A 20,796-nucleotide genomic window follows, 5' to 3' on the forward strand; every position below is an offset into this window, starting at 1 on the left:
CTGCAAGCGCTCAGGCCGGGCGCCCCGGCGGCAGGGCCGTCACTCCCACTCGATCGTCCCCGGCGGCTTCGAGGTCACGTCGTAGACCACCCGGTTGATGCCGCGCACCTCGTTGATGATGCGGCTGGCCGTGCGGCCGAGGAAGTCGTGCGGGAAGGGAAAATAGTCGGCCGTCATGCCATCGACCGAGGTGACCGCGCGCAGCGCGCAGACATGGTCATAGGTGCGTCCGTCGCCCATCACGCCCACCGTGCGCACCGGCAGCAGCACCGCGAAGGCCTGCCAGATGGTGTCGTAGAGCCCGGCCTTGCGGATCTCGTCGAGATATATGGTGTCGGCCTGGCGCAGGATCGCCAGTTTCTCGCGCGTGATCTCGCCGGGGCAGCGGATGGCGAGGCCGGGGCCGGGGAAGGGGTGGCGGCCGACGAAGGCGGGCGGCAGGCCCAGCTCACGGCCCAGCGCCCGGACCTCGTCCTTGAAAAGCTCGCGCAAGGGCTCGACCAGCTTGAGATTCATCCGCTCGGGCAGGCCGCCCACGTTGTGATGCGACTTGATGGTGACCGATGGCCCGCCCGAGAACGAGACCGACTCGATCACGTCCGGGTAGAGCGTGCCCTGCGCCAGGAACTCGGCGCCGCCGACCTCGCGGGCGTGACGCTCGAACACCTCGATGAACAGCCGCCCGATGGTCTTGCGCTTCTGCTCGGGGTCGGTGACTCCGGCTAGCTCGCCCAGGAACAGGTCCGATTCGTCCGCGTGGATCAGGGGGATGTTGTAGTGGTCGCGGAACAGGGTGACGACCTCTGCGGCCTCGCCTGCGCGCATCAGCCCGGTGTCCACGAACACGCAGGTGAGCTGGTCGCCGATCGCCTCGTGGATCAGGACCGCGGCGACCGAGGAATCGACCCCGCCCGACAGGCCGCAGATCACGCGGGCCTCGCCCACCTGCGCGCGGATCCGGGCGATCGCCTCGTCGCGATAGGCGCCCATCGTCCAGTCGCCGCGGAAACCCGCGATGCCACGGATGAAGTTCGTAAGGATCTGTGCACCCTTTGGCGTGTGCACGACCTCGGGGTGGAACATCACGCCGTAGAAGCGGCGCGCGGGGTCGGCCAGCACCGCGAAGGGTGCGTTGGGCGAGGCGCCCTGGACATGGAAGCCCGGCGGCAGGGCGGTGACACGGTCGCCATGGCTCATCCAGACCTCGGTTTCCTCGCCGGGCGCGGCGACGCCCGCCATGAGGTCCGAGGCTTCCGCCATTTTCACGAAGGCGCGCCCGAACTCGCGGTGATGCCCGCCCTCGGCCTTGCCGCCAAGCTGGTGGACCATGACCATCTGGCCGTAGCAGATGCCAAGGACCGGGACGCCAAGCTCGAACACCTTCTGCGGCGCGCGCGGGCTGCCCTCGTCCTCGACCGAGGCCGGGCCGCCTGAAAGGATCACCGCCTTGGGTGCGAGGCGCGCGATCAGCGCACCGTCGACCAGGTTGAAGGGATGAATCTCGCAGTAGACGCCCGCCTCGCGCAGGCGCCGGGCGATCAGTTGCGTCACCTGGCTGCCGAAATCGACGATCAGGCAGGTCTCGTGCTTGGGGGTCGGGGTCATCAGGGCTCGGCCTCGGGTGGTCCGCCGCAGTTTTGCGCGAGTCTATAGGGCGCGGGCGGCGCGCTGTCACGCACTCGCGCGGGCGCGATGTCGCCTTTCGGCGCGGGATGGCCGAAAACATCCGGTCAGTGGCGCCCGCCTCGGGCCATTGAGGGGGAAACGTGGCTGCGGCCCCGGGCGCTGGCCCGTGGCCCGAAGGAGTGAGCGATGAGCATGACCGGCGCGGAGCAGGACGAGGCGGGCGCGCGGCGCGGGCGGCGTGGAGCGGGCGGCGGTGCGGCTCGGCGGGCCGAACGTACGGCGCCGCGCCTCGAGGTCGCGCGCTATATCGAGCGCAATATCCCGAACTTCGAGATCCTGACGCCCGAGGCCATCGAGATCATCGAGGCGAATGCCGAGACGGTGCTGGAGGAGATCGGCGTCAACTTCGTCGAGAACCCCGAGGCGCTGCGGCGCTGGCGCGAGGCGGGCGCCGATGTCCGCGGCGAGCGGGTGCACATCCCCCGCGGCCTCGCGCGCGAGCTCTGCAAGACCGCGCCGCAGCGCTACACCCAGCACGCGCGCAACCCGGAGCGCTCGGTCGAGATCGGCGGCAGGACGCTGGTGCTCGCGCCGGTCTACGGTCCCCCCTTCATCCGCGACCGCGACGGCGGGCGGCGCTATGCCACGATCGAGGATTTCCGCACCTTCGTGAAGCTCGGGTACATGTCGAAATGGCTGCATCACTCGGGCGGGACGGTCTGCGAGCCGACCGACGTGCCGGTGAACAAGCGCCATCTGGACATGCTCTACGCCCATATGAGCCTGAGCGACAAACCCTACATGGGCTCGGTCACGGCGCCCGAGCGGGCGCGCGACTCGGTCGAGATGTCGGAGATCCTGTTCGGCCGCGACTTCGTCGCGCAGAATACGGTGATGACCTCGCTGGTCAACATCAACTCGCCCCTGACCTTCGACGGAATCATGATGGGCGCGCTGGAGGTCTATGCCGCGGCCAACCAGGCGGCGATCGTCTCGCCCTTCATCGTCGGCGGTGCGATGGCACCGGTATCGGTCGCGGGCACGCTGACGCAGGTGCTGGCCGAGGTGCTGGCGGGGGTGGCCTACAGCCAGCTCGTGCGCAAGGGCGCGCCGGTGATCTTCGGCGCCTTCGTGACCTCGATCGACATGAACTCGGGCGCCCCCACCTTCGGCACGCCAGAGGCGTCCAAGATCCTGTGGGGCGCGGGTCAGCTTGCGCGGCGGATGAACCTGCCGTTCCGCTCGGGCGGCGGGCTCTGCGGCTCGAAGCTGCCGGACGCGCAGGCGGCCTACGAGAGCGCGAACACGCTCAACGCGGCGCTGCTGGGCGGCGTCAATTTCATGCTGCATGCCTGCGGCTGGCTGGAAGGCGGGCTGGTGGCGAGCCCCGAGAAGTTCGTGATGGATGCCGACCAGCTTGGCGTCCTGCACTCGATCGCCGCGGGCATCGACATCTCGGAGAACGGCCAGGCGATGGACGCGATCCGCGAGGTGGGGCCCGGCGGGCACTACCTCGGTTGCGCGCACACCCAGGCGAATTTCAAGGAAGCCTTCTGGCGCACGCAGGTGCTCGACTACAAGCCGTTCGAGCAGTGGTCGGATGAAGGCGGCGCCGACACCTTCGAGCTGGCTGCGCGCCGGGTGCGGCGGATGCTGGACGAATATGTCCAGCCCGCGCTCGACCCCGCGGTGGACGAGGCGCTGAAGGACTATATCGCGCGCAGGAAGGCCGCCGAGCCCGACGCCTTCGTCTGAGCCGGGCAGGGCGCCCCGGCATCGGGCCGGGGCTCGGCCCGCGCGCGCCCGGCGAAGACCAGCGACAGCGCCTCGACATGCCGTGCCGGCCGGTAGGCGGGCGATGCGGCGCGGCGCAGCGTCTCATGGGCGCGCTCGGCCGCCATGGCGTGCTGCAACGCGGCGGCGTCAAGTGGCGCCAAGCCACGCTCGATGCGGATGCGCGCGCCGACCCGCGCCGCATCCACCAGCAGGCGCGGCCGCCGCATCACCACCGCCACCCCCGAAACCGCCAGATCGTTCTCCATCAGGCCCATCGCCGCCTCCTTTCGTGGGACGGGCAAAGTCTGGGCGGTTCCCCGTGGCGTTGCGCCGGGCGGCGTGACAGCGCGCAGCGTTCACACTTTATAAATGTCTATTAACAGATTATGAATAAACGGAAAAACTTGATATTTAACCTTCGATTCACCATTCGGCCCCTAGAAGGTTTTCATAAAACTTGACGCAAACAAGGGCGTTCCACCGTGGCGAAAACTCAGCAGGTTCTGGACCGGTGCGCGGATCTCGCGGGCACGGTCTTCGGAGAGCGGCGCTCGTCGTGCTCGGCGCATGACGCGGCGCTCTATCTCGCCCATGTCGGGCATGGCGAAAGCATCCGGGCGCTTGCGGCAGCGACCGGGACGCATCCCTCGACCGTCTCGCGCACCATCCGCCGGGTCGAGGAGCGGCGCGACGATCCGCTGGTCGACCGCATGCTGTCGGCGGCCGAGGGGCAGGCGTGCGACGAGCCCGAGGCGGCCCCCGCCGCCGAGGTCGCCGCAGCCGGGATACCGGCGGCAACCCCCGACGACGCCGAGGTCGAGCGCGAGGCGCGCCGCTACCTGCGCCGACTGGCCGAACCCGACAGCTTCCTGCTGGTGGCCGAGGGGGCCGAGCGCGCCGGCGTGTTCTGCGGCGCCAACGGCCACCGCAAGCCGATCGCGATCGTCGCCATGCGGCTCGCCGCCGAGTTTCTGCGGCGCGACTGGATCAGGCCGCACCGGCGTGGACAGGCGAGCGTGCAGTACCGGCTCAGCGATGTCGGGCGCGCCTGGCTGAGGCGCGTGCTGGCCGAGGAGGCCGATGCGCGGCGCCGCAAGACCGGGCAGGGCTTCGCCGAGGCGCCGGACGCCTTCCAGCACCAGCACAAGCTGATGGCAGAGCGCGTCTTCCTCGATCCCCGCAGCGGCGAGGAGGAGGTGCTCGAGGTCAACCTGGGCGAAAGCCCGATCGGCTGGCTCGCCCGGCGCAAGGGCCCCGACGGGCGCACCTTCCTGACGCCGGCCGAGGTCGAGGCGGGCGAGCGGCTGCGCAACGATTTCGAGCTTGCACAGATCGGCCCGTCGGTGGCGCAGGACTGGCGCAAGTTCCTGACACCCGGCGACCGGTATTCCGGCAGCCCGCAGGGCCGCGGGCCCGCCGAGGGGCCGATGATGGCGCGCGACCGCGTCATGAAGGCGCTCGACAGCCTCGGTCCCGGCCTCTCGGACGTTGCGCTCAGGGTCTGCTGCTTCCTCGAGGGGCTGGAGGCCTGCGAGCGGCGGATGGGCTGGTCGGCGCGCTCGGGCAAGGTGGTGCTCAAGATCGCCCTGCAGCGCCTTGCCGAGCATTACGGGCTGGCCGATTTCCGGCACTGAGACCCGTTGACCGGATGGGCGGGGGCGGCAAGACTGCCCCCGCATGACCGGACGCATCATCCATTCTCCCGACTGCATCGCCGAGGGCTGCGACTGGCTCGCCCGCGCCGAGCCGCGTTTCGGCCATGTCGTCGCGGTCGCCGGCCCGCCGCCGCTGCGCCGTCGCGAGGGCGGGTTCCCCGCGCTCCTGAAGGCGATCTGCTCGCAGCAGTTGTCCGTCGCCGCAGCCGACTCGGTCGCGGGCAAGCTTGCCGCCGTGGGCGCCGAGGACCCAGGCGTGCTGATGGCACTCGATGACCAGGTGCTGCGCGGCTGCGGTCTGTCGCGGCCCAAGATCCGCTACGCGCGCGCGCTGGCCGAGGCCGGGCTCGACTACGAGGCGCTGGCCACGATGCCCGAGGACGAGGCCATCGTGACGCTGACCGCCGTCAAGGGGATCGGCGTCTGGACGGCCGAGATCTATCTGATGTTCGCGATCGGCCGCGCAGACGTCTTCGCCCCCGGCGACCTCGCCTTGCAGGAATCGGCGCGGCTGCTGTTCGACCTTCCCGCCCGCCCGGCCGAGAAGGCCTTCCGCGCGCAGGCCGAAGGCTGGAGTCCATGGCGCGCGGTTGCGGCCCGGCTGCTGTGGCACTACTACCGGCACGCGAAATCGCGCGAGGGCATATCGGAGTGACCCAATGACCACCGCCCAGCCCACCCTCACCGGGCCGCGCCATGCGCCGCGCTCGGGCCGGACCAAGTCGCTGGTGATCCTGCTGCATGGCTACGGCGCCGACGGGAACGACCTGATCGGGCTGGCCGACCCGTTGTCGAGCTACATGCCCGACACCGCCTTCCGGGCGCCGAATGCGCCGGAGCGTTGCCGGGTCAATCCGATGGGCTACCAGTGGTTTCCGATCTCGTGGATCGACGGAAGCCCCGAGTCGGAGATGCAGGCAGGGTTCACCCGCGCGGCCGGCGTCCTCGACGCCTACATCACCGCGGCGATGGCCGAGGAAGGCGTCGAGCCGCACGAGACCGCGCTGGTGGGCTTCAGCCAGGGCACCATGATGAGCCTGCACGTGGCGCCCCGGCGCGAGGCGGCGCTGGCCGGGGTGGTGGGTTTCTCGGGCAGGCTGAATGCGCCCGAGCGACTGGCGGCCGAGGCGCGCGTCAAGCCGCCCGTGCTGCTGATTCATGGCGATCGGGACGAGGTGATCCCCGTGGGCGCGCTGCGCGAGGCGCATGACGCGCTGGCCGCGGCGGGCTTCCCGGTGGCCGCCCATGTCAGCCGCGGCACCGGCCACGGCATCGCGCCCGATGGGCTGGGCCTCGCGCTCGGCTTCCTGATGGACCGCTTCGGCATCGAGCGCCCGGTCGAGGCCTGAGCCGCCCGCGCCGGGGCCGGGCCGAGCGGGGCATCGAGCCCCGCCCGTCCCGCGGCGCGGCTGGCGCCGCATCGGGGGCGCACGCATCCGGCGTCATGCGGCTGTCACGCCGACCTGCTAAACCGGGCGTGGGCGGTGGCTTATCTAGGCGCTTGCCTGATCGACGCCGCGAGATATAGTGAACGCACAGGGGCGGACTGTCCCCGGACCCACGCCCCGGTGGCGTCGCGGCGATTGCAGCGGCGGCAGATGGAGGTGGGCCGACCATGCTTTACGGCAGCTTTGCAGGGCAGTTCGTGCGTCAGCCGGCGGGGTTGCGCGATCATCCCGCGCTGGTGCTGAACGCCGATTTCCGCCCGCTCAGCTACTTTCCTCTCTCGCTCTGGCCGTGGCAGGAGGCGATCAAGGCGGCCTTCCTCGACCGCGTGACCATCGTCGCGGAATATGACGAGGTGGTTCACAGCCCCTCGATCGTGATGCGCCTGCCCTCGGTGGTGGTGCTGCGCGACTACGTCAAGCCGGCGCGTTACCCGGCCTTCACCCGCTTCAACCTGTTCCTGCGCGACGAGTTCGCCTGCCAGTACTGCGGCGCGCGGGGCGAGATGACCTTCGACCACGTGGTTCCCCGCTCGCGCGGCGGGCGCACGACCTGGGAGAACGTCGTCGCCGCCTGCGGGCGGTGCAACCTGCGCAAGGCCAACCTCACGCTGCGCCAGGCGGGGATGAGCCTTGCCCGTCCGCCGCGCCGACCCGATGCGGTCGAGTTGCAGAACAAGGGGCGCAAGTTTCCGCCCAACTTCCTGCACGACAGCTGGATGGACTTCCTCTACTGGGACGCCGAGCTGGAGAGCTGAGCCTCAGTCGCGAGGGGCCGCGTCGAAGGGCATTCGCCACCAGACGAACGAGGCCGCCCAGAGCCCCGCGAGCCCCAGCGAGATCAGCGCGTTCCACCCTGCCATCGTGAGGCCCAGGAGCTCCCAGACGATCTCGTCGCAGCGAACCAGCGGCGCGCCCAGGATCTGCGCCATCAGCTGGTCGGCGGTGAGCTGCGCGATGTCGCCCGCGGTGCAGGTGGTGGGGCCCTCCCACCAGTTCCATTCGACCCCGGCGTGGAAGGTGCCGAGGCCCGCCGAGACCAGCATCACCACGGCGCCCAGCCCCGCGAGCCACCGCCGCCGGCGCCACAGCACTGTCGTGGCGAGCGCCGCGATCACCACGGCCGCGACATGCGGCCAGCGCTGCCAGATGCACATCGGGCAGGGCGCGAGACCGCCGAGGAACTGGAAGCCCAGCGCCCCCAGCAGAAGCGCCGCCGAGCCCGCTCCGGCCAGCAGCATCCGCCCGTAAGCGGTCATCATATCAGCACCTTCGCCACGACGAAGCCCCCCAGGAGCAGCCCCACCGACACGGTGAACACGAGGCCCAGGCGGCGCTCGATGAAGTCGCGCACGGCGGGGCCGAACTTCCACAGGAGCGCGGCGATCAGGAAGAACCTCAAGGCCCGCGCCACCAGCGATGCCACGCCGAACACCCAGATGTCGAGCGCGGTCACCCCCGACAGGATGGTGATCACCTTGTAGGGGAAGGGCGTGACCCCCGCGATCAGCACCGCCCAGGCGCCCCAGTCGTTGTAGGTCTGGCGGAACACCTCGAACTTGTCGGTGTAGCCATAGAGCGCGAGCACGGGCTGGCCCACCTGCTCGAACAGGAAATAGCCGATCGCATAGCCCGCGACGCCTCCGGTGACCGAGGCCAGCGTGCAGACCCCGGCGATAATCCAGGCACGGTGCGGCGCCGCGAGGATCATCGGGATCAGCAGCACGTCGGGCGGGATCGGAAAGACCGAGCTCTCGACGAAGCTGATCGCGGCGAGCGTCCACAGCGCATAGGGCGTGCGGGCCTGGGCAAGAATCCAGTCGTAAGTCCGGCGAAGCATGTGGCAGCCTGATCCCATCGGCACGAGCTCGCCGATTACAGGCGGCACGGTTTCCTGTCCAGCGGGGCGGGCCCGCCGGGCGGGACGGGAGGCAGCGATGAAATGGCGCGGGCGCAGGACCAGCAGCAACATCGAGGACCGGCGCGGCCGGGGCGCCGGGTTCGGCGGGCGCCGGATGACGCGGGTCGGCGGCGGGCGGCTCGGCGGGCTCGGCGCCATCGCGGTGGTGCTGCTGGGGCTCTATCTCGGCGTCGATCTCACGCCGCTGATCACCGGCGGCGGCATGATCGCCCCTCAGGAAGAGGTCGCGGCCGCGCCGCCGCCGTCGGATGACCCGGGCGCCCAGTTCGTGGGCGTCGTTCTGGCGGACACCGAGGAGATCTGGTCGGGTATCTTCGATGAGATGGGCCAGCGCTATCGTGCGCCCAGCCTCGTGCTGTTCGACGGCGAGACCGCCTCGGCCTGCGGATACGCGACGGCCGCCTCGGGGCCGTTCTACTGCCCCGGCGACCGCAAGGCCTATCTCGACCTCGAATTCTTCCGTGTGCTCGAGCGCGAACTGGGCGCGCGCGGCGACTTCGCCGCCGCCTATGTGATCGCGCACGAGATCGCCCATCACGTGCAGAACGAGCTTGGCATCCTGCCCGAGGTCAATCGCCTGCGCGCCGCTGCAGGGGCGACCGAGGCGAACCAGCTCTCGATCCGGGTCGAGCTCCAGGCCGACTGCCTCTCGGGCGTCTGGGCGCATCACGCGCAGGCCCGCTTCGGCAGCCTCGAGCCCGGCGACATCGACGAGGCGCTGAACGCCGCAAGTCGGATCGGCGACGACACGCTGCAAAGGCGCGGCGGTGGCGTGGTGGTGCCCGACAGCTTCACCCACGGGACCTCGGCGCAGCGCGTGCGCTGGTTCCGGCGAGGCTTCGAGACGGGCGCCCCGGAGGAATGCGACACGTTCTCGGCCGAACGGCTCTGAGCCGCTTTCGCTTGCGCCGCCCGCGCGCCCGCCTATAGTGCCGCCGCAGGCCCGGATGGCGAAACTGGTAGACGCAGCGGACTCAAAATCCGCCGCCGCAAGGCGTGTCGGTTCGACCCCGACTCCGGGCACCATGCTCCCGACGCCAGCCCGCGCGCCGGAGCGGCGAACGGGGGCGCTGGCCCCGGGCTCGCGGGGGTGGACCGGCGGAAGCGAGCGCAGGCAGTCGAGATGATCCACCGCAGTTGCGATCCTGTCAGCGCCGAAGCCGGCGCCCGCCGCCCCGCGAGAGCGGCCCGGTGAGCGGCGTCCTGATCCGGCGCGCCTCGGCCGGGGATGCCGAGGCGCTGCACGCGGCGCTGGCGCGGCTTGCCTTTCACCTCGGGACGGCCGAGGAGTTCCATGCCCGTGCCGCCGATTACCTGCGCCACGGCTTCGGCGCGCGCCCGCTGTTTCGCGCGCTGATTGCGTCGGACGGGGGCGAGACGCTGGGCGTTGCGGTGTTCTTCCCCGAGTTCTCGACCATGCGCGGCCGACCCGGCGTCTATCTCCAGGACCTGTGGGTGGCCGAGGGCGCGCGCGGCTCGGGGCTGGGGCGGAGGCTTCTCGGCGCGGTGCTGCACGAGGCGGCTGAGTGGGAGGCCGCTTACATGAAGCTCGCCACCCATATCGAGAACCCCGAGGCCATCCGCTTCTATCGCGGTCTCGGCTTCCGCACGGACGAGGGCGAGCGCGTCTTCGTCATCGAGGGCGCGGTGCTCGACCGCCTGAAGGGGGAAAGATGAAGACCTTTTACGACGACCGCCAGCGGGCGCATGACCCGAAGCACTTCCTCTCATCGGGCGCGCAGCAGCCGAACCCGGAGCAGCCCGCGCGCATCGATGCGCTGCTCGGCGCCGTGCGGGGGCTGGGGTTCGGGGTCGAGGCGCCGGCCGATCACGGTTTAGGCCCGATCGCGGCGGTGCACACGGCCGAGTATCTGGTGTTCCTGCAGACCATCTACACCCGCTGGCAGCGGATCGAGGGCGCGTCCGCCGAGGTCATCCCAAACATCCATCCCGACAGCCGCCGCGCGAGCTATCCGAAGTCGGCGGTGGGGCAGGCGGGATGGCATCAGGCCGACACGGCCTGCCCGATATCGGCCGAGACCTGGGACAGCGCCTACTGGAGCGCGCAGACCGCGCTGTCCGCCACCGGCGCCGTGCTGGCGGGGGCGCGCGCGGCCTATGCGCTCTGCCGCCCGCCGGGACACCACGCCTTCGCCGATCTGGCGGGAGGGTTCTGCTTTCTCAACAACTCGGCCATCGCGGCCGAGGCCGCGACCCGCGCCGGGCGGCGCGTGGCGGTGCTCGATGTCGACCTGCACCACGGCAACGGCACGCAGGGCATCTTCTACCACCGCGGCGACGTGCTGACGGTCTCGATCCATGCCGACCCCGAGCGCTACTATCCCTTCTTCTGGGGCCATGCGCACGAGCGGGGCGCGGGGGCCGGGATGGGCGCGAACCTCAACCTGCCGATCCCGCGCGGCACCCGCGACGAGGGCTTCCTTGAGGCGCTGGACGCGGGCCTCGCGCGCATCCGCGCGTTCGGGGCGGATCTGGTGGTCGTGGCGCTTGGGCTCGACCCGTTCGAGGGCGACCCCTTCGCCGGGCTCGCGGTCACGACGCACGGCTTCGCGCGCATCGGGCGGGCGATCGCGGGGCTGGGCCTGCCCGGCGTGATCGTGCAGGAGGGCGGCTATCTGTGCCCCGAGCTCGGCGCAAATCTCGCGAGCTTCCTCAAGGGCTTCGAGGGGGGCTAAGCGTCCTCAGTCCGCGGCGTCGGCCGAGCCGCGCGCCTCGCGGGCCCGCGCGTCCGCGGCCAGCGCGGCGAGGCGGTAGAAGCCGTGCACCATCTTGGAATAGGGCATCAGCAGGAAGAAGCTGAGCACCGCGCCAAGGTGCAGCGCCAGCCAGACCGCGCCGCCGAATGCCATCAGCGCAAGCCCCGTGGCCGCTACGATTCCCAGCAGCAGGATGAACCCTATCTCGCCGCCCCAGACCCGGGCGGAGCCCAGTTCCCGCTCGGCGCGCAGCTTGAGATGCACGAGCCCCGCCGCGCCCGCGACCATCAACATGCCGCCGGGCACGCCCAAAAGCTTCGGGAGGCTCAGCAGCGGGTAGGGTGCGGGCCAGTCCATGAGGTAGTGCATCACCGTGCCCGCTGAGGTCGCGCCGAAGCACAGAAGGAAGCCCAGCACGAGCGCCTGATGTGCCCGGCGCCGGCGGTCCGAGAAGCGGTCCTCGATCTCGAAATTGCAGCCCTGACCCTGCCCGCCGCCGAGATTGCGCAGGCGCGCCGCATCCCCCAGCGCCGCCCGCAGGTGCCGCAGCCGCAGCGCGCCGCCGCCGACCTCGCGCCAGTAGCGGCCGAGCGCCACGCCGATGGCAGCGAGCGGCATGAGGAAGGCGGGCGCGAAGATCGCGACCATCGCACCGTGCGAGAGGTAGGCGTAGAACCCCTCGCCGCTCGCCGGCCGCAGCGCGGTAAGTGCGAGGAAGATCAACGCGATGCCAACGATCAGCGCCCCGGCCAGCGCCACGCCCGATTCGTGAAAGCGCCGGGCTAGCGGCGCGGGCCAGGCCAGCCGCTCCCAGCTGTCCTGCCGCACCTCGGCCAGGATGCCCGGCAGGTTCAGCGCGAACTCGTGCGGCGGCGTGTACTGGCAGGCGTAGTAGCAGCCCCGGCAGTTGTGGCACAGGTTCGCAAGCTGGGTGATGTCGCCGTCCGCGAACACGGTCTGGCGCATCAGGGCAGGGAAGACCGCGCAATAGCCCTCGCAATAACGGCAGGCGTTGCAGATCTCGATCTGGCGCCGGGCCTCGGCGTGAAGGTCAGGCGACATGGGCTGCGGCCTCGCGTCCTGCAATGCGTCCGAAGACGGTTCCGATGGTCATGCCGAAGCCCGCGAGATACCCCTCGCCGAGGATCGAGCCCGCCATGATCTCGCCCGCTGCCCAGACATTTTCCAGCGGCCCCTGCGGCGTCTGCACCTGCGCGCGGTCGGACACCTTCAGCCCCAGATAGGTGAAGGTCACGCCGGGCCTGAGCTGGTAGCCGTAGAAGGGCGGCGTATCGAGCGGGCGCGCCCAGTTGGTCTTGGGCGGGGTCAGCCCATCGGTCGCGAGCCCGTCCTTCTCGGTCGGGTGGAAGCGGCCGGGGCGGCAGGCGGCGTTGAACTCGGCCACGGTCTGCGCCAGCGCCGCGCCGTCAAGCCCCAGCCTCTCCCCCAGCGTCGCGACCGTGTCGGCCTGCTCGGGCGGAAAGACCGACGGCATGAAAAGCTCGCGCGCCTTCGCGTCGATGACCGCATAGGCGACCTGCCCGGGTTGGCCCGCGACCAGCCGGCCCCAGATGGCATAGCGCTTGGGCCAGACGTCCTCACCCTCGTCGTAGAAGCGCCGCGCCTCGCGGTTCACCACCACCGAGAATGGCACGCAGTCGAGCCGGGTGACGATTCCGCCGTCGTATTTCGGGGCCCGCCCGTCGATTGCGACCGCGTGGCATTGCGTGGGGTCGCCCACCGTCTCACAGCCCTGCTCGATCATGTCGCGCAGCACCACTCCGCGGTTGTAGGGCGTGCCCCGGATCAGGAAATTCGCCGCCGCCGGCCCCCAGGCCCGCGTGAGCCAGTCGAGATCTGCCTGGAAACCGCCCGAGGCCAGAACCGCGGCGCGCCCTTCGATGCGCCGCTCGGTCGCGCCGATCCGGGCCACGACATGGCTGAAGCGCCCGGCCTCGATGCCGACATGGGTGACCTCGGCCTGGTAGGCGACGCGCACGCCCAGGTCCTCGGCGGTGTTGTAATAGGCGTTCACAAGCGCCTTGCCGCCGCCTAGGAAGAAGGCGTTCGTCCGCCCCAGCGACAGCGTGCCCGACAGCGACGGCTGGAAGCGCACGCCATGGGCCTCCATCCAGGGCAGGCAGTCCTCGGACTCGCGGATGGTCATCCGGGCCAGCGCCTCGTCGGTCTTGCCCCTGGTCACCAGCATCAGGTCGTCGAGATACTCGTCCTCGCCATAGGCGTCCGTCAGCACCGACATCGGCGCGCGGTGCATGCAGCGGAAATTTCGGGTGTGGCGCGAATTGCCGCCCCGCATTGCCTTGGGCGCCGATTCGAGGATCAGCACGCGCGCGCCGGCCTCGGCCGCCGTGATCGCGGCGCAGAGCGCGGCATTGCCGCCGCCCACCACGACGACGTCCCAGGGGCCGTCGAGATCGTCGGGCCGTGCCATCTTCGCCTCCCTCAGCTCTCGCCGCCGCGGCGCAGGGCGCGCAGGCGCACGCGGTGGGCGGCCTCGATATGGGCTCGCATCTCGGCCTCGGCCCTCGCGCCGTCGCGCGCGGCGAGCGCGGCCAGCACGCTTGCGTGCTCGGCCACCGCCTGCTCGGCGCGCCCGGGGTCGGTCAGCGTGGTCGGGCCGAGGACGGTCAGCGTCTGCTGCAGCGCGTTCATCGACTTGACGAGATAGCGGTTCTTCGCGGCCTCGAGGAGCATCCGGTGGAACTCCCGGTTCAGCTCATAGGCCGCTGCCGCGTCGGGCGCCGCCGCGATCTCGGCATTGAGCGCCTCGAGTTCGGCGATCTCGGCCTCGCTCGCGGCGCGTGCGGCAAGTCGGGCTGCCGCGCCCTCGAGCACGGCGCGCATCTCGTAGAGCTCGACCACCTCCGCGTGCTCGAGGCGGCGCACTGTCGCGCCGGCGCGCGGGGCGTGGACCACCAGCCCGTCGGACTCCAGCATGCGGATCGCCTCGCGCACCGGCGTGCGGCTGATGCCCAGCCGTTCGGCCAGCTCGGCCTCGCGCAGCCGCGCGCCGGGGGGCAGGGCGCCGCGCCGGATCTCGTCCAAGAGCCGCAGATAGGCCGACTGACCCTGCGGCGCGTCGGCGGTGTCGCGGTCGTCGTCGTTGCTGCTCACTTGCGGGGCGTCCTCAAACAATGTATGCGGATGTATACTAGCGTATTCAAATGCGGTCAAGCACCCGCCCGACGCCGGAGAAAGTGCCCATGAGAGCGCAGGCCCAGACCATCGCCTTTGCCGCGGCGGGGACGGCCCTGTTCTGGGCCGCGGGGCTGCCGCTGCCCTTCCTGTTCGGTCCGATGGCGGCCTGCCTGCTGGCGGCGCTGATGGGCGCGCGGCTGAGGGGGCTGGGCGCGATCTCGGTGGGCGCGCGCACGATCCTCGGCGTCGCGGTCGGCGCCTCGATCACGCCCGCGCTGCTGGCGCAGGCGCCGCAGATGCTGGCCTCGGTCGCGCTGGTGCCGTTCTATGTTGCTATCATAGGGCTGATCGGGGTGCCCTTCTTCCGCCGCGCCTGCGGCTTCGACCCCGTCACCGCCTACTACGCGGCGATGCCGGGCGGATTGCAGGACATGGTGATCTTCGGCGTCGAGGCCGGGGGCGATGGGCGCACGCTCTCGCTGGTGCATGCCACGCGGGTGCTGATCATCGTCGTCATCGCGCCCGTGCTGCTGACGCAGGTCTGGGGCACGCCGCTGAGCAACCCGATCGGCGCGCCCGCGTCCGAGATCCCGCTGTCCGAGCTTGCGCTGATGGTCGCCGCCGCCCTGGTCGGCTGGAAGGGGGGCGAGCGGATCGGCCTCTTCGGCGCCTCGATCCTCGGTCCCATGATCGTGTCGGGCGCGATGTCGCTGGGCGGCCTGATCCACGCCCGCCCGCCGGCCGAGGCGATCCTCGCCGCGCAGTTCCTGATCGGCATGGGAATAGGCGTCTATTACGTCGGCGTGCAGTGGGCGGAGCTGCGGCGCGTCGTGGCCTTCGGTGTCGCCTATGTGCTGATCCTCGCCGCCTTGGCCGCGGCTTTTGCCGAGATCGTGGTGCTCTCGGGCCTCGCGGCGCCGGTCGAGGCGTTCCTCGCCTTCGCGCCGGGCGGGCAGGCCGAGATGACCGTGCTCGCCATCGTCGCGGGCGCGGATCTGGGCTATGTCATCACCCATCACCTGACGCGCATCGTCATCGTGATCGCCGGCGCGCCGGTGGTGGCGCGCCTGCTGCGGCTCAGGCGGGGTTGACGCTCAGCCCCGCGTCCAGACGCTGGCCGGCACGAACGCCTCGCCGCGCGCCAGCAGCCGCGCGGTGCGCAGCAAGCCCGCCGAGTTGAGCCTGAACCCGTCCGGCCCGTTCTCGTAATCCACCGTAACGTCGATGGCACCCGAGGGGTGCTCGATCACCACCAGCGCGGGGTTGCCTTCCGGCTGGGTGAACAGCCCCTCGGCCGCCGTGCCGGGCGTCAGCACGCACGAGGCGAGGCACTGCGCCCCCGTCACGGCCATCGAGGGGTGGCAGGCCCGCGGCATGAAATAGCGCGCCGTCACCGTGCCCCCGGCGCGCGGCTTCGCCAGCAGCCCGAACTTCGGCGTGACCGAGTTCGAGACCTCGCCCATGCCCATCAGGCGGCCCGCTTCCACCCGGATCGGCTCCATCCGCGCATAGAAATCGCGGTTCGCGTCGATCTCCTCGGCGCTCTCGTAGCCCGTCAGGCCGAAGTCGGCGGCGCGCGCGATCACCACGGGCATGGCGACGTCCATGCAGGTGACCTCGATCCCGCCGATCACGTCGCGCGCACGGCCCGTGGGCAGGAGCGAGCCGCAGGACGAGCCCACCACGTCCATGAAGTTGAGATAGACCGGCGCCGCGGTGCCCGGCACGCCGTCGATGGCGGCGTCGCCCTCGTATTCGACCGCGCCCCCGGGGGTTGCCACCACCGCCTCGATCATCGCGCCGGTGTTGACCGCGTGAATGCGGACGCGGGTCTGGCCATCCTGCGCCGGCATCAGCCCCATCTCGATCGCCGCGGGGCCCACGCCCGAGAGGATGTTGCCGCAGGTCGGCTTGAAATCGACCTGCCCGTCCTCGACCGAGACCTGCGCGAAGAAATAGTCGATATCGGCGCCCGGCTGCTCGGACCGCGACAGCATCGCGACCTTCGTGGTCACCGCCGCGCCCCCGCCCAGCCCGTCGATGTTGAGCTTGTGTCCCGAGCCGACGACCGAGACCAGCACGCGGGCCAGCATCTCGCGGTCCCCGGGCAGGTCCTCGCGCCGGAAATAGGGCCCGCGCGAGGTGCCGCCGCGCAGGAAGTGATAGGGGATTGCGGTCTGCGGCATCTCAGCTCTCCGAAATCAGGCGGCACAGGTGATCTGCGAAGGCACGCGTGCCCAGCGCGCCGCCAAGGTCTTTGGTCCGTGTGGCAGGATTGGTCAAGGCCCGCGCGACAGCGGCCTCGATCGCGTCCGCCGCGGCGCCGGCGCCGCGGTGCCGCAGCAGCATCGCGGCCGAGCCGATCAGCGAGACCGGGTTCGCGCGATCCTGCCCCGCGATGTCGGGGGCCGAGCCGTGCTGCGCCTGCGCCACCGCGTGACGCTCTCCCAGGTTCAGCGAGGCCGCGAGGCCAAGCCCCCCGGCCAGTTCCGAGGCGAGGTCCGACAGGATGTCGCCGAACATGTTGGTCGTCACGATAACGTCGAAGCGGGCAGGGTCGCGCACCAGCAGGGCGGCGGCGGCATCGACCAGCACCTCCTCATACGCGATCTGAGGGTGGTCCGCCGCGACCGCCCGCACCTCGGACAGGAACAGCCCGTCCGACATGCGCATCACGTTCGCCTTGTGGACCGCGGCGACCCTCAGGGCAGGGCGCGTGGCAGCGAGCGCAAAGGCCGCCTGCGCAATGCGGCGCGAGCCCGCGGCGGTGATCTTGCGCAGCGCCAGCGCGATCCCCGGCTCGGGCATGAACTCGCCCCCGCCCGCCGCCATGTTGCGGTCGGCGTAGAAGCCCTCGAGGTTCTCGCGCACCACCACGAGGTCGACGGGCGCCGCGCAGGGCCGTGGCACGGCAGGGTGCGACCGGGCGGGGCGGATGTTGGCATAGAGCCCCAGCTCCCGCCGCAGCACGCCCGAGGGGTTGCGCCCGCCCTCGGCCACCGGCGGATAGGCGTTGTGCGAGACTGGGCCCAGAACCACGCCATCGGCCGCCTGCGCGGCAAGGATCACCGCCTCGGGGATCGTCGTGCCCGCACGCGAAAGCGCCGCAAAGCCGATCTCGGCGTGCTCCAGCGTCAGCGCAGGCCCGTGCCGCCGCGCCGCCGCCTCGAGCACCGCCACCGTGGCCTCGGCGATCTCCGGGCCGATGCCGTCGCCCGGCAGGATCAGGAGCCGCATCACCGCCTCACCGGAACGGCCAGGGCAGGTCGTAGCTCTGTTGCAGCAGGCCGTAGGGGAAGTTGAGGCTCAGCATCCAGGCAAGCCCCAGCACGAAGGCCGCGGCCCCCGCCGTCATGGTCAGGGTCGTCACCCAGCCTGCGCGCGCGCGCAGCCGCAGGAAGGCGATGAAGAACAGGATCATCGAGACGTAGAAGCCGACCAGCGCCGTCGCCGCCACCAGCCCCGCGATCCAGGCCGGGCCGGTCCAGAACCAGCCATTGTCGTCGCTTTCGGCATGGTCGCCCACGATCTCGTAGTCGTAGAAGGCCGGGTGGTCGTCATGCCCGCGCCACAGGTGCACCAGCAGGATTGCGGCGAAGACCAGCCCCACCACGCCCACGCCCACCGGGAACACGGCGCCCAGGAACGAGTGCTGCGTCGTGTCCCACAGCGTGACCGCGAAGAAGCCCAGCATCGCCGCGGCGAACAGGATCTGCACGCCGCGGCTGGCGCGCGAGGCGGCCGCGCCGGCCGCCGTGCCGGTGTCGTCCACCCGGTTGCGCAGCCCGAACCAGACCGAGGCCAGCGTCATCAGCCCGATGATGATCACGCCGGGCCGCAGGAGGAAGTCCCAGCCGTTGAACTGCAGCGCCTGGTAGAAATAGGTCTCGGCCTGCGGCGAGAGCACATAGCCGATCAGCAGAGCCGGGCGCGGCCAGCCGAAGCGCTTCATCAGGATGCCCACCAGCCCCAGCGCCAGCAGAGCCACCAGATCGGCCAGATCCCGGGTCGCCTGGAAGGCGGCGAAGCAGATCAGCGCGATCATGCAGGGTGCGAGGAAGGGGAAGGGGATGGCCGTGAGCCGCGAGATCGGCTGCGCCAGCGCGATGCAGATGCCCGCGCCCATGATGTTCGCAAGCGCCAGCGACCAGATGATCGAGTAGGTGACATTGAGGTCGGGGCCCACCATAGAGGGCCCCGGCTCGATGCCGATCAGCACCATGCCGCCGAGGAACACCGCCATCGAGCCCGAGCCGGGGATGCCGAACAGCATGGTCGGCAACAGCGCGCCGCCCTGCATGGCGTTGTTGGCGCTTTCCGGCGCGACCACGCCGCGGATGTCGCCCTTGCCGAACTGCGGGTCCTTCCGGGTGGTCTGCACCGCGTGGCCATAGGCGATCCAGTCGACCACCGAGCCGCCCAGTCCCGGAATGGCGCCGATCATGCAGCCGATGCCCGCGCAGCGGACCGACAGGAAGATGTTGCGCCACCAGTCGAGGAAGCCCCGCAGCCAGCCCGCGCCGATCACGCTGCCCTGCGCGATTGCGCTGTTGCGGCGCAAGAGGTCCGAGATCTCGGGCACCGCGAACAGCCCGAGGCCAACGATCACCAGCGGGATGCCGTCATAGAGGTATTCGGTGTCGAAGATCATGCGGAACTCGCCGGTCGCCGGCGCACCGCCAATCGCCCCGATCAGCAGGCCGATCGAGCACGCCGCCAGCCCCTTGGGCAGGCTGCGCCCGGCCAGCACTGCGACCATCGACAGCCCGAACAGCGCCAGCATGAACAACTCGGCCGAGCCGAACATCAGGATCAGCGGCCGCGCGATCAGCACGAAACCGGTGAGGATCAGCGCCCCCACCACGCCGCCGAACAGCGACGAGATGAAGGCCGCCGACAGCGCCCGCGCCGCCTGTCCCGACTTCGCCAGCGGGAAGCCGTCCAGCACCGTCGCCTGGCTGGCGCTGGATCCCGGTATCCCCATCAGGACCGAGGCGAAGGTGTCCGAGGTCGGGATCACCGCCACCAGCCCGATAAGCATACCCAGCGCCGAGATCGGCTCCATGCCATACAGGAACGGCACCAGAAGCGAGAGGCCCGCGATGCCGCCCAGCCCGGGGATCACGCCGACCACGAGGCCGACCGACACGCCGAGCAGCATGTAGCCGAGATGTTCGGCCGTCATCAGTGCCGCGAATGCGGCGGCAAGGGTCTCGAGCATCGCCGGCTCCCCCCGTTCGCAAGGACGATGAAGATGGGGGGCGGGCGGCCGAGGCCGGCCGCCCGCCAACTCAGGCCGCGATCACTCGCCCAGCTTGACGTTGTACTCGGCCGTCAGCATGTCGACGACCTGCTTGCGAAGCTCGGGAGAGATGACGGTGCCCTTGGTGTAGAGCGCCTGCGCCGCCTTGCCGGTCACCTGCTCGTAGGTGCCAAGCACCGCCTCCTTCGTGGCATGGTATTCGGGGTCCTGCTTCATCGCCGTGACGGCCGCCTGGTAGGCGTCGACGATCTCCTGCGGCGTGTCCTTGGGCAGGAACACCATCTTCTGCGCCGGGAAACCCGCGGTGAAGAATGCAAAGTAGGCGTCGTATTCGGGGCCCGAGGGCGCCTGGCCGGTCGCCATCTGGTAGGCCTCGCCAAAATGCGGCAGGTCGGGGAAGGTCGGGTCGCGCACGAGGTTGCCGTCCTCGTCCAGCGCGCCCCACGAGAACAGCGGCACGGCGGTGCCCGCCTCGACCAGCGGCGTCACGTTCTTCAGGTAGGCCGACGAGGTCTGGTAGTCGATGTTCGTCTCGCCCCGCTCGAAGGCGAGCCGCCCGTCGCCGCGGCCCTTGAAGCCGAACACGTGCTGCACGTCGAGGCCCATCATCTTGAACCCCAGCAGCGGCACGAGGTCGAGCGAGGTCGCACCCTGGCTCGCATAAACCAGCTTCTGGCCCTTGAGCTTGCCGATCTCGGCCGCCGAGGTCACGCCGGTCGAGGGCGACGTGTAGGCGACGCCGCCGGTGGGCGAGGCCATCACGATCTTCCAGTCGGCGTATTCGTAGCGCACGCGCGGGTCGCCCAGCAGGTAGGGGAACTGCGTCGAGCCCGAGGTGCCAAGGATCGTCAGCCCATCGGGCTTGGCGCGCGCCGCGAACAGGTTGGTGCCCTTGGTCGAGCCGCCGCCCGGCTCGTTCACCACCACCACGGTGGGGTTGCCCGGCAGGTACTTGGACAGGAAGGGCGCATTGAAGCGCGCCCAGGTGTCGGAGCCACCGCCGGCCGAGAAGGGGATGATCCACTCGATCGTCTTGCCCTCGAAGGACACCTGGGCCTGTGCCGCGCCGCCGAGCGCCAGCGCCGCCGCGCCGCCGATCAGCGCGGCGATTGCGCCGCGCCGGGTAATGTCGAAAAATCCGGTCATCTTGCTGTTCCTCCTGAGCTTCGTTTCCCCACCGGAGCGGCTGCCGCGATGCGGTCACCACCCCGAATCGCCGGGACTTGTCACTGCG

Annotated in this window: 20 protein-coding genes and 1 tRNA gene; 10 read left to right on the plus strand and 11 right to left on the minus strand. The window is 70.6% G+C overall.

The window, feature by feature from the left end; translation table 11 throughout:
• Nucleotides 1-39: 39 nt before the first annotated feature.
• Nucleotides 40-1,605, minus strand: coding sequence for a glutamine-hydrolyzing GMP synthase (gene guaA / locus M1105_RS16725; RefSeq protein WP_249581521.1), 1,566 nt, complete (start codon nucleotides 1,603-1,605; stop codon nucleotides 40-42).
• Between the two features lie 213 nt (nucleotides 1,606-1,818).
• Here guaA and M1105_RS16730 point away from each other — a divergent pair, with 213 nt between their 5' ends.
• Complete coding sequence (locus tag M1105_RS16730; RefSeq protein WP_249581609.1) at nucleotides 1,819-3,381, plus strand: trimethylamine methyltransferase family protein; 1,563 nt, start codon at nucleotides 1,819-1,821, stop codon at nucleotides 3,379-3,381.
• Here the strand turns inward: M1105_RS16730 and M1105_RS16735 are convergent.
• A complete protein-coding gene (locus M1105_RS16735) occupies nucleotides 3,336-3,677 on the minus strand; it encodes a DUF6477 family protein (RefSeq protein ID WP_249581522.1) in 342 nt (113 codons plus the stop codon). The genes M1105_RS16730 and M1105_RS16735 overlap by 46 nt on opposite strands.
• Before the next feature lie 207 nt (nucleotides 3,678-3,884).
• Here M1105_RS16735 and M1105_RS16740 point away from each other — a divergent pair, with 207 nt between their 5' ends.
• The 4 genes from M1105_RS16740 to M1105_RS16755 all read left to right on the plus strand — a co-directional run bounded on the left by M1105_RS16740 (nucleotide 3,885) and on the right by M1105_RS16755 (nucleotide 7,260).
• Nucleotides 3,885-5,036, plus strand: a complete 1,152-nt coding sequence (locus M1105_RS16740) for a DUF6456 domain-containing protein (protein ID WP_249581523.1) — start codon at nucleotides 3,885-3,887, stop codon at nucleotides 5,034-5,036.
• Between the two features lie 43 nt (nucleotides 5,037-5,079).
• Nucleotides 5,080-5,712 carry a DNA-3-methyladenine glycosylase family protein gene (locus M1105_RS16745; RefSeq protein WP_249581524.1) on the plus strand — a complete coding sequence of 211 codons (633 nt, stop codon included), beginning with the start codon at nucleotides 5,080-5,082 and terminating at the stop codon, nucleotides 5,710-5,712.
• Between the two features lie 4 nt (nucleotides 5,713-5,716).
• Entirely contained in the window at nucleotides 5,717-6,406 is a 690-nt protein-coding gene (locus M1105_RS16750) for an alpha/beta hydrolase (protein ID WP_249581525.1), read from the plus strand.
• A gap of 266 nt (nucleotides 6,407-6,672) precedes the next feature.
• Entirely contained in the window at nucleotides 6,673-7,260 is a 588-nt protein-coding gene (locus M1105_RS16755) for an HNH endonuclease (protein ID WP_249581526.1), read from the plus strand.
• A 3-nt stretch (nucleotides 7,261-7,263) separates the two neighbouring features.
• Here the strand turns inward: M1105_RS16755 and M1105_RS16760 are convergent, their stop codons facing one another.
• Nucleotides 7,264-7,761 carry a disulfide bond formation protein B gene (locus M1105_RS16760; RefSeq protein ID WP_406600639.1) on the minus strand — a complete coding sequence of 166 codons (498 nt, stop codon included), beginning with the start codon at nucleotides 7,759-7,761 and terminating at the stop codon, nucleotides 7,264-7,266.
• Nucleotides 7,761-8,342: a YqaA family protein gene (locus M1105_RS16765; protein ID WP_249581610.1), complete on the minus strand. Its 582-nt coding sequence runs from the start codon at nucleotides 8,340-8,342 to the stop codon at nucleotides 7,761-7,763. Before M1105_RS16765 ends, M1105_RS16760 begins: the two co-directional genes overlap by 1 nt.
• 97 nt (nucleotides 8,343-8,439) lie before the next feature.
• Between M1105_RS16765 and ypfJ the strand changes: the two genes are divergently transcribed.
• The 4 genes from ypfJ (at nucleotide 8,440) to M1105_RS16785 (ending at nucleotide 11,119) form a co-directional block, all read left to right on the plus strand.
• Nucleotides 8,440-9,315 (plus strand): KPN_02809 family neutral zinc metallopeptidase, encoded by an 876-nt coding sequence (gene ypfJ / locus M1105_RS16770; protein WP_249581528.1) that lies wholly within the window; start codon nucleotides 8,440-8,442, stop codon nucleotides 9,313-9,315.
• Nucleotides 9,316-9,364: 49 nt separating this feature from the next.
• A tRNA-Leu gene (locus M1105_RS16775) sits at nucleotides 9,365-9,449 on the plus strand.
• 165 nt (nucleotides 9,450-9,614) lie between these two features.
• Nucleotides 9,615-10,100, plus strand: coding sequence for a GNAT family N-acetyltransferase (locus tag M1105_RS16780; protein ID WP_249581529.1), 486 nt, complete (start codon nucleotides 9,615-9,617; stop codon nucleotides 10,098-10,100).
• On the plus strand, nucleotides 10,097-11,119 hold the full coding sequence (locus M1105_RS16785; RefSeq protein ID WP_249581530.1) for a histone deacetylase family protein: 1,023 nt from the start codon (nucleotides 10,097-10,099) through the stop codon (nucleotides 11,117-11,119). Before M1105_RS16780 ends, M1105_RS16785 begins: the two co-directional genes overlap by 4 nt.
• A 6-nt stretch (nucleotides 11,120-11,125) precedes the next feature.
• Here the strand turns inward: M1105_RS16785 and tcuB are convergent, their stop codons facing one another.
• From tcuB to M1105_RS16800, 3 genes are read right to left on the minus strand one after another with little or no spacing between them, the layout of a single operon-like run.
• Nucleotides 11,126-12,202, minus strand: coding sequence for a tricarballylate utilization 4Fe-4S protein TcuB (gene tcuB / locus M1105_RS16790; RefSeq protein WP_249581531.1), 1,077 nt, complete (start codon nucleotides 12,200-12,202; stop codon nucleotides 11,126-11,128).
• Complete coding sequence (tcuA, locus tag M1105_RS16795; protein ID WP_249581532.1) at nucleotides 12,192-13,592, minus strand: FAD-dependent tricarballylate dehydrogenase TcuA; 1,401 nt, start codon at nucleotides 13,590-13,592, stop codon at nucleotides 12,192-12,194. Before tcuA ends, tcuB begins: the two co-directional genes overlap by 11 nt.
• Before the next feature lie 11 nt (nucleotides 13,593-13,603).
• Nucleotides 13,604-14,275 carry a GntR family transcriptional regulator gene (locus M1105_RS16800; RefSeq protein WP_249581533.1) on the minus strand — a complete coding sequence of 224 codons (672 nt, stop codon included), beginning with the start codon at nucleotides 14,273-14,275 and terminating at the stop codon, nucleotides 13,604-13,606.
• Between the two features lie 89 nt (nucleotides 14,276-14,364).
• Between M1105_RS16800 and M1105_RS16805 the strand changes: the two genes are divergently transcribed.
• Nucleotides 14,365-15,390 carry an AbrB family transcriptional regulator gene (locus tag M1105_RS16805; RefSeq protein ID WP_249581534.1) on the plus strand — a complete coding sequence of 342 codons (1,026 nt, stop codon included), beginning with the start codon at nucleotides 14,365-14,367 and terminating at the stop codon, nucleotides 15,388-15,390.
• 3 nt (nucleotides 15,391-15,393) lie between these two features.
• Here the strand turns inward: M1105_RS16805 and M1105_RS16810 are convergent, their stop codons facing one another.
• The 4 genes from M1105_RS16810 to M1105_RS16825 all read right to left on the minus strand — a co-directional run bounded on the left by M1105_RS16810 (nucleotide 15,394) and on the right by M1105_RS16825 (nucleotide 20,708).
• Nucleotides 15,394-16,485, minus strand: a complete 1,092-nt coding sequence (locus M1105_RS16810) for a 4-oxalomesaconate tautomerase (RefSeq protein WP_249581535.1) — start codon at nucleotides 16,483-16,485, stop codon at nucleotides 15,394-15,396.
• Nucleotide 16,486: 1 nt separating this feature from the next.
• Nucleotides 16,487-17,536: an isocitrate/isopropylmalate dehydrogenase family protein gene (locus M1105_RS16815; protein ID WP_249581536.1), complete on the minus strand. Its 1,050-nt coding sequence runs from the start codon at nucleotides 17,534-17,536 to the stop codon at nucleotides 16,487-16,489.
• Between the two features lie 7 nt (nucleotides 17,537-17,543).
• On the minus strand, nucleotides 17,544-19,520 hold the full coding sequence (locus M1105_RS16820; RefSeq protein ID WP_249581537.1) for a tripartite tricarboxylate transporter permease: 1,977 nt from the start codon (nucleotides 19,518-19,520) through the stop codon (nucleotides 17,544-17,546).
• Nucleotides 19,521-19,601: 81 nt separating this feature from the next.
• Nucleotides 19,602-20,708, minus strand: a complete 1,107-nt coding sequence (locus M1105_RS16825) for a tripartite tricarboxylate transporter substrate-binding protein (RefSeq protein ID WP_249581538.1) — start codon at nucleotides 20,706-20,708, stop codon at nucleotides 19,602-19,604.
• Nucleotides 20,709-20,796 lie beyond the last annotated feature (88 nt).

The sequence above is a fragment of the Thermohalobaculum sediminis genome (assembly GCF_023487995.1).
In the GTDB taxonomy this organism is placed as follows: domain Bacteria; phylum Pseudomonadota; class Alphaproteobacteria; order Rhodobacterales; family Rhodobacteraceae; genus Thermohalobaculum; species Thermohalobaculum sediminis.

Bases quoted from the DNA above. Each gene is read 5' to 3' on its own strand.
- M1105_RS16810 (WP_249581535.1), bottom strand. From the start codon at position 16,485: ATGCCGCAGACCGCAATCCCCTATCACTTCCTGCGCGGCGGCACCTCG.
- tcuA (WP_249581532.1), bottom strand. From the start codon at position 13,592: ATGGCACGGCCCGACGATCTCGACGGCCCCTGGGACGTCGTCGTGGTG.
- M1105_RS16820 (WP_249581537.1), bottom strand. From the start codon at position 19,520: ATGCTCGAGACCCTTGCCGCCGCATTCGCGGCACTGATGACGGCCGAA.
- M1105_RS16730 (WP_249581609.1), top strand. From the start codon at position 1,819: ATGACCGGCGCGGAGCAGGACGAGGCGGGCGCGCGGCGCGGGCGGCGT.
- M1105_RS16805 (WP_249581534.1), top strand. From the start codon at position 14,365: ATGAGAGCGCAGGCCCAGACCATCGCCTTTGCCGCGGCGGGGACGGCC.
- M1105_RS16755 (WP_249581526.1), top strand. From the start codon at position 6,673: ATGCTTTACGGCAGCTTTGCAGGGCAGTTCGTGCGTCAGCCGGCGGGG.
- M1105_RS16735 (WP_249581522.1), bottom strand. From the start codon at position 3,677: ATGGGCCTGATGGAGAACGATCTGGCGGTTTCGGGGGTGGCGGTGGTG.
- M1105_RS16745 (WP_249581524.1), top strand. From the start codon at position 5,080: ATGACCGGACGCATCATCCATTCTCCCGACTGCATCGCCGAGGGCTGC.
- ypfJ (WP_249581528.1), top strand. From the start codon at position 8,440: ATGAAATGGCGCGGGCGCAGGACCAGCAGCAACATCGAGGACCGGCGC.
- guaA (WP_249581521.1), bottom strand. From the start codon at position 1,605: ATGACCCCGACCCCCAAGCACGAGACCTGCCTGATCGTCGATTTCGGC.
- M1105_RS16750 (WP_249581525.1), top strand. From the start codon at position 5,717: ATGACCACCGCCCAGCCCACCCTCACCGGGCCGCGCCATGCGCCGCGC.
- M1105_RS16760 (WP_406600639.1), bottom strand. From the start codon at position 7,761: ATGACCGCTTACGGGCGGATGCTGCTGGCCGGAGCGGGCTCGGCGGCG.
- tcuB (WP_249581531.1), bottom strand. From the start codon at position 12,202: ATGTCGCCTGACCTTCACGCCGAGGCCCGGCGCCAGATCGAGATCTGC.
- M1105_RS16765 (WP_249581610.1), bottom strand. From the start codon at position 8,342: ATGCTTCGCCGGACTTACGACTGGATTCTTGCCCAGGCCCGCACGCCC.
- M1105_RS16825 (WP_249581538.1), bottom strand. From the start codon at position 20,708: ATGACCGGATTTTTCGACATTACCCGGCGCGGCGCAATCGCCGCGCTG.
- M1105_RS16815 (WP_249581536.1), bottom strand. From the start codon at position 17,536: ATGCGGCTCCTGATCCTGCCGGGCGACGGCATCGGCCCGGAGATCGCC.
- M1105_RS16785 (WP_249581530.1), top strand. From the start codon at position 10,097: ATGAAGACCTTTTACGACGACCGCCAGCGGGCGCATGACCCGAAGCAC.